The sequence below is a fragment of the Segatella copri genome (assembly GCF_015074785.1).
GTDB lineage: Bacteria > Bacteroidota > Bacteroidia > Bacteroidales > Bacteroidaceae > Prevotella.
Window position 1 is genome coordinate 700,702 of sequence record NZ_CP042464.1, and the last position, 15,080, is coordinate 715,781.

8 protein-coding genes are annotated in these 15,080 nt (G+C 45.9%); 6 read left to right on the forward strand and 2 right to left on the reverse strand.

The window, feature by feature from the left end; genetic code table 11:
* The first annotated feature begins 94 nt into the window (after positions 1-94).
* Together FO447_RS02960 and FO447_RS02965 are read left to right on the forward strand one after the other, a co-directional pair.
* On the forward strand, positions 95-2,101 hold the full coding sequence (locus tag FO447_RS02960) for a dipeptidyl-peptidase 3 family protein (RefSeq protein WP_200757565.1): 2,007 nt from the start codon (positions 95-97) through the stop codon (positions 2,099-2,101).
* Between the two features lie 108 nt (positions 2,102-2,209).
* Positions 2,210-2,710 (forward strand): NUDIX hydrolase, encoded by a 501-nt coding sequence (locus FO447_RS02965; protein WP_200757566.1) that lies wholly within the window; start codon positions 2,210-2,212, stop codon positions 2,708-2,710.
* 147 nt (positions 2,711-2,857) lie between these two features.
* Here FO447_RS02965 and FO447_RS02970 read toward each other — a convergent pair whose 3' ends face one another.
* Both FO447_RS02970 and ispE read right to left on the reverse strand, forming a co-directional pair.
* On the reverse strand, positions 2,858-3,472 hold the full coding sequence (locus FO447_RS02970; protein ID WP_118141462.1) for a DNA alkylation repair protein: 615 nt from the start codon (positions 3,470-3,472) through the stop codon (positions 2,858-2,860).
* A gap of 27 nt (positions 3,473-3,499) precedes the next feature.
* Entirely contained in the window at positions 3,500-4,360 is an 861-nt protein-coding gene (gene ispE, locus FO447_RS02975) for a 4-(cytidine 5'-diphospho)-2-C-methyl-D-erythritol kinase (RefSeq protein ID WP_200757567.1), read from the reverse strand.
* A gap of 177 nt (positions 4,361-4,537) precedes the next feature.
* On the opposite strand from ispE, the gene FO447_RS02980 reads away from it, so the two are divergent.
* The 4 genes from FO447_RS02980 to FO447_RS02995 all read left to right on the forward strand — a co-directional run bounded on the left by FO447_RS02980 (position 4,538) and on the right by FO447_RS02995 (position 14,897).
* Entirely contained in the window at positions 4,538-5,677 is a 1,140-nt protein-coding gene (locus FO447_RS02980) for a DUF2027 domain-containing protein (RefSeq protein WP_200757568.1), read from the forward strand.
* Positions 5,678-5,683: 6 nt separating this feature from the next.
* Positions 5,684-7,678, forward strand: a complete 1,995-nt coding sequence (locus FO447_RS02985) for an NAD(+) synthase (RefSeq protein WP_118416174.1) — start codon at positions 5,684-5,686, stop codon at positions 7,676-7,678.
* A gap of 298 nt (positions 7,679-7,976) precedes the next feature.
* Entirely contained in the window at positions 7,977-11,321 is a 3,345-nt protein-coding gene (locus FO447_RS02990; protein WP_234699051.1) for an alpha-amylase family glycosyl hydrolase, read from the forward strand.
* Positions 11,322-11,543: 222 nt separating this feature from the next.
* The gene (locus FO447_RS02995; RefSeq protein WP_200757569.1) at positions 11,544-14,897 is read left to right on the forward strand and encodes an alpha-amylase family glycosyl hydrolase; all 3,354 of its coding nucleotides are present in this window, start codon (positions 11,544-11,546) and stop codon (positions 14,895-14,897) included.
* Positions 14,898-15,080 lie beyond the last annotated feature (183 nt).

Consider the following 15,080-nt stretch of genomic DNA (forward strand, 5'->3'; position numbering starts at 1 on the left):
TCAAGTAAAAAACTTTGCAAAGAGCGAAAAACAGGAGGAAAAGTTTGGTATGTGGAAAAAATGTATTACTTTTGCATGGTAAAAACAGATAAAAATGGCAAAATGTAATGTAAACACTCAAGAGCGATTTGCCGATATCCAGATGCTCCGTTATGAGCTGAAGGGTTTCGAAAACCTGTCGCTCACACAGAAAATTTATATTTATTGCTTGTCGAAGGCAACCCTCTTGGGACGAGATATTACCTTCGACCAGCAGGGCAAATACAACCTGCGCATCCGTAAAACCCTGGAGGCTGTATACCGTCATTACGAGGGTAATCGAGAAAGCGAAGATTTCAAGGCTTTCGAAGTTTATCTGAAGCGTGTCTGGTTTGCCAGCGGCATTCATCATCACTATGGATGTGAAAAGTTTGTGCCAGGATTTTCAGAGGAATCTTTCTATGAGATGGTTGGGGCTGTAGCCGATGAATACCTGCCTCTTTCCAAGGGGCAGAGCAAGGAAGACCTGTTGGGCATTCTGGTGCCTGTCATCTTCAATCCGGAAGTCATGCCTAAGCGCGTGAATCAGACGGATGGCGAGGATCTGGTACAGACTTCAGCCTGCAATTTCTATGAGAATGTTTCTCAGACAGAAGTAGAACGTTTCTATGCCAGGATGAAGGAAGAGGGCAACGAACAGGCTCCTTCTTATGGTCTGAACTCTAAACTGACCAAGCGTAATGGTGAACTGGTGGAGCTGAAATGGACCGAAGACGGACTCTATGGCGCAGCTATCAAGGAGATTGTTTCCTGGTTGCTCCGTGCTCAGAAATATGCAGAAAATGAGGAACAGAAACATCTCATCGATCTCCTGGTGAAGTATTATCGTACAGGCGATCTCAAGGATTTCGACCGTTACAGCATTGCCTGGGTGCAGCAGCATGAGGGAATGATTGATTTCATCAACGGATTTATTGAAGTGTATGGCGATCCGCTCGGACTGAAAGGTACTTGGGAAGGCATCGTAGAATATAAGGATCTTGAAGCTACGAAGCGCACCCAGACCATCAGTCAGAATGCCCAGTGGTTTGAGGACCATTCACCTGTAGACCCACGTTTCCGCAAGCCGGAGGTGAAGGGTGTTACAGCCAATGTCATCTGTGCGGCGATGTTGGGTGGCGAAGAGTATCCAGCTTCTGCCATCGGCATCAATCTTCCGAATGCCAACTGGATCCGTCAGGAATATGGTTCTAAGAGTGTGACCATCGGTAATCTGACCGAGGCATATAACAAGGCAGCTCAAGGCAATGGTTTCCGCAATGAATTCGTTATCGACGAGGATACCATCAGTCTGATGAATCAGTACGAAGATATTACAGATGATCTGCATACCGACCTGCATGAGTGTCTGGGACATGGTAGCGGACAGCTTTTGCCTGGTACCGACCCTGATGCACTGAAGGCGTATGGCAGTACGATAGAAGAGGCGAGAGCCGATCTTTTCGGACTCTATTATGTAGCCGACCATAAATTGGTAGAACTGGGTCTGACTCCGAATGATGAGGCATACAAGGCTCAGTATTACGGTTATCTGATGAACGGTCTGCTCACCCAGACCATCCGCATCAAGGAAGGCGACAAGATAGAGGAAGCCCACATGCGCAACCGTGCGCTGATAGCCTGGTGGGTGATGGAACATGCCGAGGGTGCTGTGGAACTGGTGAAGATGGATATGAACTATGCTTCTGCCGAGGATGCTTTGAAGGACAGTGAGGGCAATATCATTACGACGAAGACTTATGTGAAGATTAATGATTATGCCAAGCTCCGCCATCTCTTCGGTGAGTTGCTTGCTGAAATTCAGCGCATCAAGAGCGAGGGCGATTTCGAGGCTGCCCGCCTGTTGGTTGAGAAGTATGCCGTGAATATTGATCCGGAATTGCACCGCGAGATACTGGCAAGATACAAGAAACTGAATCTCGCTCCATACAAGGGATTCATCAACCCGAAGATGACACTGGAGATGGATGAAGAAGGCGAAATTACAGACGTAGTATTGGATTACGAGGAGAGCTATGTCGACCAGATGTTGCGCTACTCTGATGAATACGGAACGCTTTAGAAAGTTAATAGTTAAGAGTTGATAGTTTATAGGGCAATCTTGCTATACGGCAACCATGCTATACGGCGAAGCCGCTATAAACTGTTAACTATAAACTTTAAAAAAACGATGATAGATAATAAGAACGAGGAATTTCCGATAGTAGATGAAATGGGCAACATCCTGGGCGCTGTTACCCGCGGCCATGCCCATGACGGAAGCAAGATATTGCATCCGGTTGTTCATCTGCATGTATTCAACAGCCGGGGTGATCTGTATCTGCAGCATCGTCCAGCCTGGAAGGATATCCAGCCGGATAAATGGGATACAGCCTGCGGCGGTCATGTAGATTTAGGCGAAAGTGTGAGTCAGGCATTGCATCGCGAGGTAAGGGAAGAATTGGGAATCACCGATTTTGAACCGGAATCTCTTGGACATTATGTCTTTGAGAGTCAGCGGGAAAAGGAACTGGTTTATGTACATCGCTGTGTATATGATGGCGAGGTGAATCCGAGCCAGGAAGAATTGGCCGGTGGTAGATTCTGGACCAAGGATGAAATCAGCGAAAACATCGGCAAGGGTGTTTTTACTCCGAACTTCGAAAACGAATACCAGAAGTATTTCATGTAATGACGAAAATAGCCATAAAAATACGTCCCGACGTAGCATTTGCTGCATCGGGACGTATTTTTTTGTATGTCGGGACGCAGCAAATGCTACGTCGGGACATATTTTCAGCAGGGTTGTGGCCTGTTTCTGACCGCGTCAGCAGAACCGTTAAATCTCGTAGATACCCTTGAGTGCGCCTCTTGCAATTTTCTCGAAATCTTCACCGAAGTCGCAGAAACGGAGAACCGCATTAGAGGCAGCATGTTTTATTCCCATGTTGTCACCCTGCAATGCTGCAGCAGCCTGATCCAGGAATTCGTTGATGCCACGCTCGTTAGGCTCTTTCCCATTGGCAAAAAGACGGGCAAGGAGCTGGAAACCGGCAATCTCATAGAGCGGCTTGTCACTTGCTATCCACTGGTAGGCGATGACAGGCGCATAATCTACGTGCTGCAAAAGGTTGAAGGCAAGCATCTCTGCCATCTCCTGACTCTGTACCTGTTCCATCCATAAATCTGTGATTTCAGGAAGCATCTTATCGGCAGGCATGATGAGTGTAGCCAGAATCTTGCACTCCCGGATATCTTCCTTCCACAGTTCGATGGCGAGGTCATAGTCTTTACCATATTCCTCAGCCATCTTTTTCAGTTCATAGAATGGTACTCCCCAATTCAGTTTATATCCCAGTCCCTTATCGCGCATAGATTGCGATCCCGGACCGTTCATCAGCAAGCGGAAGCTTCGCTTGATAGTCATCAGTTTCTGATGTGTTTCTTCGTTCATTATATTTAGAGTAAACTATTAACTAAATTAAAGTTTCATTATTTTACAGAACATTCCTTCGAACTGTTCCTCGATATTTGCAGGTTTATGCTTGAAGATACCGAAGATGGCACTTCCGCTACCACTCATCGCTGCATATAAGGCACCCAGGTTGTACAGCTTCTGTTTGATTTCTGCCAGTTCCGGGTGCATCTTGAAGATAGGTGCCTCAAAATCGTTGACAAGTTCCTCTTTCCAAGTCTCGATAGGCTGGCGTACAATGTCGCGGCAACATTTGGCTGGTGCCTGTGGGGTGATGGCTGCATAAGCCTCTTTGGTGCTGACGGCAATGTCATCGCGCTTCACCACAACCAGATGATAGCCCCTCAGATTATCGCCAGGACCACTTACCGGCATCAGTTCTTCTCCGATACCTTCTGCATAGCAAGCAGTATCGCCATCCTCGGGGTCAGCAGAAATGAAGTAGGCGCAGTCTGCGCCCAGCTTGGCAGCATATCTTTCCATCTCCGGATTACCGATGTTGAGACGGAAACGCTCGTCAAGCAAACGGATCATGAAGGCTGCATCGGCAGAACCGCCACCCAAACCTGCCTGCGAAGGAATACGCTTTACCAGGTGAGCATGGATGCGTGGAATCCTGAAGTCGGCAGCCAGGAGATTATAAGCCTTTACAACGAGATTGTTCTGTTCATCGCAATCCACTGCGTTACCTGTAATCTTCAGATCACAAGGAACATCGCTAGGGAATTCATCGCCCATGAGCTTGATTTCAAGTGCATCGGTCAGCGGAATAGGGTAGAACACCGTTTCAAGATTGTGGTATCCATCTTTCCGCTTGCTAACTATATTTAAACCAAGATTGATCTTGGCGCAAGGAAATGTAATCATAACTTTTCAGTTTAAAGGGTTCGTTACTATTTCTTTTTCTTTGCAAAGATACGGAAAAATATCTAACATGGTGCATCTTTTACTGGATTATTTTTATCAGTAGCATTAAAAATATTAAAATAAGCCCTGTTTTGCAATATCTTTTGTATCTTTGCAATTACAAATTATTAATAGATTATGAAAAAAGGAGATAAAGTCAGATTCTTGAGCGAAGTGGGTGGCGGAAAGGTTGCCGGCTTCCAAGGTAAAAATATTGTGCTCGTTGAGGATGAGGATGGTTTTGAGATTCCGATGCCTATCAACGAGGTGGTTGTGGTGGAGCAGGATGAATACTCCATGGGCAAGATGATTTCGGCTAAGATGGATGCGCAGCAGAAGGCTGAGGAGCATGCCAATACCGAACTGCATCAGGACAGCCGGAGTATCAAGGCCATCTTGAATGATCACGATGAAGTGGATATGGATGTAGAGGAATATGATGCTGCCGACCGTGAGATAACCTTTGTGAAACCGGTTGAGGAACGTACGGGTGGCAACAAACTCAGTGCTTATCTCGCCTTTGTACCTATCAACATCAAGGACGTAACCAATACCCGTTTCGAGACCTATATGGTGAATGACAGCAACTACTATCTCCACTATACCTATCTCGTGGCTGAGGGAAATGCATGGACTCTGAAAGCAGAGGGAGAAATAGAACCGAACACCAAACTCTTCATCGAGGAATTCGGTCGTGAGGCTCTGAACGAGATGGAGCATATCGCCATCCAGATGATAGCTTACAAGAAGGACAAGCCATTTCTCCTGAAGCCGGCAACAGATGTTCAGTTCCGTCTCGATCCCGTGAAATTCTACAAACTTCATCTTTTCGAGGAGAACGCTTTCTTCGAGACTCCAGCCTATCTCTTAACGATTGTAGAGAACGATGAAATAGCCCGTCCGCTGGTTATCGATTCCAAGCGTCTGAAAGAGCAGATGTATAAGGATGAGAAGGTTGTCGCCAACACCAGCAAGAAGAAGAGCAAGAAGGATGATGGTACCCTTGTGATAGATCTTCATGCGGATGAAGTGCTTGAAACAACTGCTGGAATGAATTCTGCCGATATTCTTCATTATCAGATGGATATCTTCAAGAAGACCATGGAGGAATATAAGAAAAAGAAGGGACAGAAAATTATCTTTATTCATGGAAAGGGCGAAGGTGTGTTGCGCCAGACGCTCATTCATGAGTTGAACTATCGCTATAAGAGTTGCACCTATCAGGATGCTTCTTTCCAGGAGTATGGCTATGGTGCTACACAGGTAACAATAAAGTAATTTATTATGAAGTACGGATTTATTAAGGTAGCTAGTGCCATCCCTGCCGTAAAGGTGGGTGATGTCATTTTCAATACCCAGCAGATAGAGGAACAGATAGCGCTGGCTGAGGGAAAGGGTGTAGAGATCATTACATTTCCGGAACTCTCTATTACGGGCTATTCCTGTCAGGATCTCTTCCGTCAGCAGATGCTTCTCGAATCATCTGAGCAGGCGGTGATGATGTTGCTTGATTTCACCCGCAAACTCGATGTCATCTCTATCGTAGGTGCGCCGGTGATAGCGGGCGACTTGTTGCTCAATTGTGGTATCGTTATCCAGCATGGACAGATTCTCGGTATTGTACCGAAGACATATCTTCCAAACTACAGCGAGTTTTATGAGAAACGCTGGTTTGCCTCGGCTCAGGACCTGAGAGATTGCGAAGTCCGTTATGCCGGACATAAGGTGAAACTGACGCCTGATGTTCAGATTTTTCAAACTTTCGATGGCGTACAGTTTGGTGTGGAAATCTGCGAAGATGTATGGGCTCCGGCTCCTCCTAGCAACAAACTGGCGCTAGCAGGAGCAGACTTGATTTTCAATCTTTCTGCAAGCGACGAACTCATCGGAAAACATCATTATCTGAAGAGTCTGCTCAGCCAGCAGAGTGCCCGTACCATGACCGGATATATCTACAGTTCCTGCGGTTTCGGTGAGAGTACGCAGGATGTGGTTTATGGTGGAAATGCCCTGATTTATGAGAATGGAGTTTTACTTTCACAGAGTGAACGTTTCTCTATTGAACCGCAGATGGTTATCTCACAGATAGATGTAGAGAAACTCCGCTCTGAGCGTCGTACGAATTCTACTTATGTTAATGCCCAGCGCAACATTAAATATTCTGTTCTCGGCGGTCAGTTCAATATCCGTAATATCGAAGCAGAACCAACCGAGAATGAACGCGATTTTGTGTTGGAGCGTGAGGTGAATCCTCATCCGTTTATTCCTACCAGCAGCGATATGAATGCCTCCTGCGAGGAAATTTTCAATATCCAACTCATGGGACTAGCCAAGCGTATCGTTCATACCCATGCCAAGACCGTTGTAATCGGTATTAGCGGCGGTTTGGATTCTACGTTGGCCTTACTCGTTTGTGTAAAAGCTTTTGATAAACTCAAAATGAACCGAAAGGGTATCGTAGGTGTCACTATGCCGGGATTCGGAACCACAGACAGAACCTACAATAATGCTATTTCGCTGATGCAGAGTCTTGGTATTACCATTAAGGAAATCAGCATCGCCAAGGCTGTAACCCAGCACTTTGAGGACATCGGTCAGGATGCCAGTGTGCATGATGTGACTTACGAGAATTCCCAGGCTCGTGAACGTACCCAGATCCTGATGGATTTAGCCAATAAGATGGGTGGTATGGTTATCGGTACCGGCGACCTTTCAGAGTTGGCATTAGGATGGGCTACCTATAATGGTGACCACATGAGCATGTATGGCGTGAATGCCAGCATTCCTAAAACCCTGATCCGACATCTCGTAAATCATGTAGCAGAGAGTGGGGTAGACGAACAGAGCCGCATCACTCTTCGTGATATCATCGATACGCCTATCAGTCCAGAGTTGATTCCGGCAGATGAGAATGGAAATATCAAGCAGAAGACGGAAGATTTGGTGGGACCATACGAACTGCATGATTTCTTCCTCTACTATTTCCTGCGTTTCGGTTTCCGTCCTTCCAAGATTTACATGTTGGCAAAGAAGGCATTTGTTGATTCCGAACTGGAGCGTGTAAAGATCAGTGATAATGATCCTGACAGCTATGATGAGGAAACCATTAAGAAGTGGCTGAAGACCTTCGTGCGCCGTTTCTTCAATCAGCAGTTCAAGCGCAGTTGTCTGCCAGATGGCCCGAAAGTAGGTAGCGTAAGCCTCAGCCCTCGTGGCGACTGGCGTATGCCTAGTGATGCAGCTTCAGCCATCTGGTTGCAAGAGGCTGAAAACCTCTGAATTTGATTTCGGACAAGCCAAAAATACAATATTCTTTACTATTTTCTGGCGCGCCCGTTATATTAATTATATACTCTTAAAGGGGCTGGATTTTGTAAATATTTGGTTTACAGAATCCAGCCTCTTTTTCTTAATATTTGTGAAATCGATTGCACAAAAATATCAGCAGAAAAGTGAAATATCTTGTTGGGCGGATAGAAATAGTTTGTAATTTTGCGGTGTAATTATTCAACTATTCAATTTTAAACTTAACAATTTCATTATGAAAAAACTTGCCGCAAAATTATGGGCGGTTTTAATGCTCATGTTAGTCTCCATGCAGACGATGGCTACAGACACGTTTACTAGCAATCGTACTGACTTCCGAGACGAAAGTATCTATTTTATGATGACCACGCGTTTCTACGATGGTGACACAGGAAACAATGTGCTCTGCTGGGACAACCAGTCAGAGCAGATCAAAACAAAAGACCCTTGCTGGCGAGGCGACTTCCAGGGTGTCATCGACAAACTCGACTACATCAAGGCGCTTGGTTTTACAGCCATCTGGATTACACCAGTAGTGCAGAACGCATCTGGTTATGATTACCACGGTTATCATGCCATGGATTTCCAGCATGTAGACTGCCGCTATCAGAGCAGCGATGGTAGCAAGGACGGTGACGCCATGTTCCAGGAACTCATTGACAAGGCTCACGAAAAGGGTATCAAGATCATCCTCGACATCGTGCTCAACCACACCGGTAACTTCGGTGAGCAGACACTCTGCAAGGAGTTTGACCGTAATACCGACTTGGAAACTCAGGCACTCATCAATGCTTGTATGATTCCTAACGAGGAGAAGTTGGGTTCCGACTACCTTACAAGTGTCCCTTATGAGCAGTATCAGCGTCGTCTTGGCTTGTTGAAGAACGTCCGTGGTAAGAACGAGGATGTTCACAACTACTGGCACCACTTTGGTGACTTCAACTGGGATTATCCTAACCGCTGGTGGGCTCAGATTGCAGGCGACTGCGTGGATCTGAATACCGAGAATGACTACGTAGCAGATTATCTTGTGAAGTGCTATGGCAGCTTTATCAAGATGGGTGTCGATGGATTCCGTATCGATACATCTGGTCACATCTCACGTCTTACCTTCTGCAAGCAGTTCATTCCTCAGTTTACAGCCCTCGGTAAGCAGTATGAGGACAAGCGATTGAACAAGGCACCTTTCTTTATGTATGGTGAGGTTTGTGCCCGTTACAGTGATGTCACATACCGTGGTCAGGAGAACCTCTCTTGCTATTATTACACATGGCAGGCTCCAAAGGACTTGCTCGACAAATGGGATGGCAGCCAGTCTTACTGGGATACACAGGTACTCTTTGATAAAGCCAATGGCGGTACAGGTGTAGATGACCATCAGATGGCTCTCTGTGAGTCAGACAATGCCCCAACACCAACAAGCGACAATACCTTTATGGTGAATGGTAAGTGGCATGAGCCAGACTATTCTCAGGCAAGCGGTTTCCATGTGATCGACTTCCCATTGCACTACAACTTCGGTAATGCTGCCGCCGCATACGGTTTGGCAAAGTCAGGTGACAAGAAATATAATGATGCTACTTATAATGTAGTATATGTAGATAGCCACGACTACGGTCCTCAGCAAACCAACGACCAATTCCGTTTCTCTGGTGATGATGCTCAGTGGGCAGAGAATCTCTCTCTGATGTTTACCTTCCGTGGTATTCCATGTCTCTATTATGGTTCTGAGGTAGGTTTCCGTCGCGGTGCTCCGATTGACAGAGGTCCTCACGGTCCTCTTTCTGAAACTGGTCGTGCTTACTTCGGTGGTTACCTCACTGGTGATGTAGAAGCATCTGATTTCGGTGACTACAAGGCAACAGGTAATGTGGCTGCAACTTTGAATCATGATGTAGCTCAGCACCTCATCCGTCTGAACAAGATTCGTCAGGCTGTTCCTGCTTTGCGTAAGGGTCAGTGGACCGACGAGGGTTGTACTCCTGCTGATGGCGGTATCGCCTTCAAGCGTGCTTACAAGAATGACAGCTATGCACTCGTAGCCATCAATGGTGGTGCAACATTCACAGATTGCCCTGATGGTACTTATACCGACGTGGTAACAGGCAAAACATACACTGGTTCTACTATCACCGTTGACGCTCCTGCTACTCAGGGTCAGCTCCGTGTTCTCGTGAAGGACTGGAAGGGCGGTCAGATAGGTGAGGATGGTCCTTTCATCTATAATGAGGCTCCTAAGTCTAAGTCAGAGGCTGATCAGGCTTATGATGGTCATGAGGAAGATGGTACAACATGGGTTGAGCCACAGACTAATGAGTTTGGTTTGAAGTTCTCTCAGAATGGTGGTACTTTCCGCACCAATACTGTTACTGTAGAGGTAAGCCTTAGCGGTAAGGCTACTGAAGGCTGGTTCCAGGTAGAAGGTCAGGACAAGGTTGAGTTGGCTCCTGGCGAGACCAAGACATTCACTATCGGTGAAGGTATGAACTTCAAGCAGACCAAGACTGTAACATGGTATGCTAAGAACGACAAGAGTGAGAAGAATGGTTCTGTATCCTTCACCAAGGTGGATCCTAACGCATCTATCACCGTATATGTAAAGGCAGACAATGCTCCAACTATCTATGCTTGGGTTCCTGGCACTCCAAAAAAGGAGTTGACAGGTGCATGGCACGGTAAGACCATGGATGGTCCTGAAGAGATTGGTGGTGTCAACTACTGGTACAAGACTTTCGATGGAGTAGAGAGCTTCAATGTGGTTCTGAATAATGGTAATGACAAGCAGTCAAGTGACATCACTGGTATCACAGGCGATATCTACTTGGAGTATGACGGTGGTTCAAATGTCAAGACGCTCGATGCTCCTGTCAACACAACAGCCAAGGTTACTTTGAGTCCTAACGGTGGTGACTTCCAGAAGACCATCTCTGTAACAGCAACCCTCAGCGACAATGCTAAGAGCGGCTGGTACAAGATTGGTAATGGTGAGCAGGTAGCTCTTACTCCTGGTAAGCCAGTTACCTTCACTCTCGGTGCTGACATGATGGAAGGCGAGAGCAAGACTGTAACTTGGAGCGCAACTAATGCAGAGGATAAGGCTAAGACAGGTACTGCTACCTTCAACAAGAAGGCTGAGGTGGTTATTCCTACTCCAACAGGTATCTTCGCTTACTTCCTCGCTCCTTCAGACTGGAGTCAGGTAGATTGCTGGGCTTGGAATGATACAGATAACTTTACCGGTGGCAAAGATAAATGGCCAGGTGTAGCTTGTACAAAGACTGGTGAGAAGAAGAATGGTAAGGATGTCTGGATGTGGAAGTATGATGGTGACTTGACAGGACTTCCTGCTAATATTATCTTCAATAACGGTGGTAATGGTCAGCAGACAGAAGATTTGGTTTTCGTCAATGGTGCTGTATATGACCGCAACGGTAAGACCAATGAGTCTGTCTCAACAGGCATCAACCAGGTAGGTAGCAAAAAGGCTCCTGCTAAGTTGAAGATTTACTCTATCAATGGTGTGAAGGTAGCTGAGGTAGGCAGCATGGCAGATGCTGAGTACATCCTCGCTCCTGGTGTCTATATTTGCAGTGGCAAGAAGTACGTTATCAAGTAATAAATTTCTTTTCTCTTTTAGATACGCAAGTTTTCAGATGAAAACTTGCGTATTTTTTTCGTATAATCGTTTGTGTTTGTTTATTTTACTTATTAATGCAATCGGTTGCACGAAAAAATGAGCAGAAGTTGCTTTATTTATTTGTTATCATCATTTATTATGATTAAATTTGTAAGTGGAATAAAATTTGACTAAATATCTTAACTTAATTCAAAAAAAATTATGAGAAAGTTCAAGAAGAAGCTCTTTGCAGCGATGCTGCTGCTTGCCTCGTCTAATGCGATGGCGACTGACAGCTTCACGGTTAATCGTACAGATTTCCGAGATGAAAGTATTTACTTCATGATCACCACGCGTTTCTACGATGGAGATCCTAAAAACAATGTGCTCTGCTGGGACAACCAGGAAGCACAGAAGAGTACCAAGGACCCTTGTTGGCGAGGTGACTTCCAGGGTGTCATCGACAAGCTCGACTACATCAAGGCGTTAGGTTTCACTGCCATCTGGATTACTCCTGTCGTACAGAATGCGTCTGGTTATGACTACCACGGCTATCATGCTTCGGATTTCTCCAAGGTAGATTGCCGTTATCAGAGCGGTGACGGCAAAAAGAGTGGTGACGTGATGTTCCAGGAACTCATCGACAAGGCTCACGAAAAGGGTATCAAGATTATCCTCGATATCGTGCTCAACCACTCCGGTAACTTCGGTGAGGAGCATTTTTGCAAGGAGTTCGACCGTGATACCCGTCTTCGTAATCAGGCAGACATCAATGCTTGTATGATTCCTAATCCAGAAATATTGGGTAGTGACTATCCAAGTCTTTTGCCTGCGGCACAGTATCAGCGTCGTCTTGCCCTGATGAAGAATACAGATGGTCAGAATCATGATTCACACAACTACTGGCACCATTTGGGTAGCTTCAACTGGGACTTTCCTAATCGTTGGTGGGCTCAGATTGCAGGTGACTGTGTGGACTTCAATACTGAGAATAATACAGTGGCTGAATATCTTGTCAAATGCTATGGCAATTTCATCAAGATGGGTGTCGATGGTTTCCGTATTGATACATCCGGTCACATCTCACGTCTTACCTTCTGCAAGCAGTTCATTCCTCAGTTTGCTGCCCTCGGTAAGCAGTACGAGGACAAGCGATTGAACAAGGCTCCATTCTTCATGTATGGTGAGGTTTGTTCCCGTTACAGTGGTGTGCAGTACCGTGGTCAGGACAACCTTTCACCTTTTTATTATACATGGAAGGCTCCACAGAACTTGATGGATCAGTTTGATGGCAGCCAGGCATACTGGGATACTCAGGAAATTTATGACACAGGTTCTGGTTATGATGATAAGCTGATGCCTCTCTGCGAGAAGGATAATGCGAATTCTCCTGAAAGCAACAATACCTTTATGCTGAATGGCGCATGGCATGAGCCAGATTATTCTCAGTCAAGCGGTTTCAATGTGATCGACTTCCCATTGCACTACAACTTCGGTAATGCTGCCACCGCATACCGTTTGGCTAAGACTGGTGATATGAAATATAATGATGCTACCTATAATGTGGTATATGTTGACAGTCACGACTATGGTCCTGGGTCAGGGTCTCGTTTTGGCGGCTCAGACGCTCAGTGGGCAGAGAATCTCTCTCTGATGTTCACCTTCCGTGGAATCCCATGTCTCTATTATGGTTCTGAGGTAGGTTTCCGTCGCGATGTTGTGATTGACAGAGGTCCTAATGGTCCTCTTTCTGAAACTGGTCGTGCTTACTTCGGTGGTTATATCACAGGTGATGTAGAAGCATCAGACTTCGGTGAATACAAGGCTTCTGGTAATGTGGCTGCCTCATTGAATCATGATGTCGCTCAGCACCTCATCCGTCTGAACAAGATTCGTCAGGCTGTTCCTGCTCTCCGTAAGGGTCAGTGGACTGACGATGGTTGTACTCCTGCCAAGGGTGGTATCGCCTTCAAGCGTGCTTATAAGGACAGTTATGCACTCGTAGCCCTCAATGGTGGTGCTACTTTCACAGATTGCCCAGCTGGTACTTATACAGACTTGGTAACAGGCAAGACTTACACAGGTTCTACTATCACTGTTGATGCTCCTAATACTCAGGGTCAGGTTCGCGTACTCGTGAAAGACTGGACTGGTGGCAAGCTCATTGATGATGGTGCTTTCATCTACGATACTGCTGCTCAGCATAAGGGTGGTCAGACCTATGATGGTAATGAAGAGGCTGGTACAACTTGGGTTGACGAGGCTCCTCTTCCGCCTGTAAGCGTTTCTCTTTCTCCAGCTGGCGGAAATTTCCGCACCAATACGGTAACTGTTACCGCTGAGGCCTCAGAAGATGCTACGTCTGCTTGGTATCAGATAGAGGGACAGGACAAGGTAGATTTGACCCCTGGTAAGCCTGTTACCTTCACTATCGGTGAAGACATGAACTTCAAGGATACCAAGACAGTGACTTGGAGTGTAACAAGCTCTGAAGGCAAGGAGAAGACTGGTAAGGTAACATATACTAAGGTTGATCCTAACGCATCTATCGTGGTCATGGTGAAGGCTGACAAGGCTCCTTACATCCACGCTTGGACAACAGGTGTTGACGGTAAGAATTTGACAGGTGCATGGCCTGGTAAGGTGATGAAAGGTCCTGAGGAGATTGATGGTGCTAAATACTGGACTTATGATTTCGATAACGTTGAGAGCTTCAATGTAATATTGAATAATGGTAGCGGTGATCAGTCTGGTAACATCACTGGTATTACAAGTGATACCTACTTGGAATATGACGGTCGTAAAAATGCCAAGAAGATTTCTGCTCCAGCAAATTTGACAACTGCTGCTAAGGTGGCTTTCAGCCCTAACGGTGGTGAATTTGACAAGTCAATCACTGTAACTGCAACGCTGAGCAGCAATGCTAAGAGCGGTTGGTATAAGATTGGTGATGGTGCGCAGGTAAATCTTACTCCTGGTAAGGCTGCTACATTCACACTCGGTGCTGACATGATGGAAGGCGAGAGCAAGACTGTAACTTGGAGTGCAACCAATGCTGATGGTACAACCAAGACAGGTTCTTCAACCTTCAACAAGATTAAAGAGGTAGTTATTCCTACTCCAACAGGTATCTTCGCTTACTTCCTCGCTCCTTCAGACTGGAGTCAGGTAGACAGCTGGGCTTGGAATAATACAGACAACTTTACCGGTGGTAACTGGCCAGGTGTAGCATGTACCAAGACCGGTGTGAAGAAGAATGGTCTGGATGTCTGGATGTGGAAGTATGATGGCGATTTGACAACTGCTCCTACTATGATCATCTTCAACAACGGCGGTGGTCAGCAGACAAAGGATTTGAAATTCGAAAACGGTGCAGTTTATAACCTTGCCGGTAAGACCAATGAGTCTGTCTCAACAGGTATCAACCAGGTAGGTAGCAAGAAGGTTCCTGCTAAGTTGAAGATTTACTCTATCAATGGTGTGAAGGTAGCCGAAGTAAACAAGGTTTCTGATGCAGAATACGTTCTGGCTCCAGGTATGTATATCTGCAATGGCAAAAAGTTTGTTATCAAATAAACTTACCGCTACTTTGGGACTTAAACAAGCACTTCGCCTGCTTTGTAAGCGGGTAGTGTGAGTTTGTCCCCGTGCGGTTAGCAGTTTATGTACATGATATCCTCTGAATGGGGCTGATTTTTGCAAATATCCGTTTTGCGAAATTCAGCCTCTTTTTTCTTTGTTATTGCGAAAACGATTGCA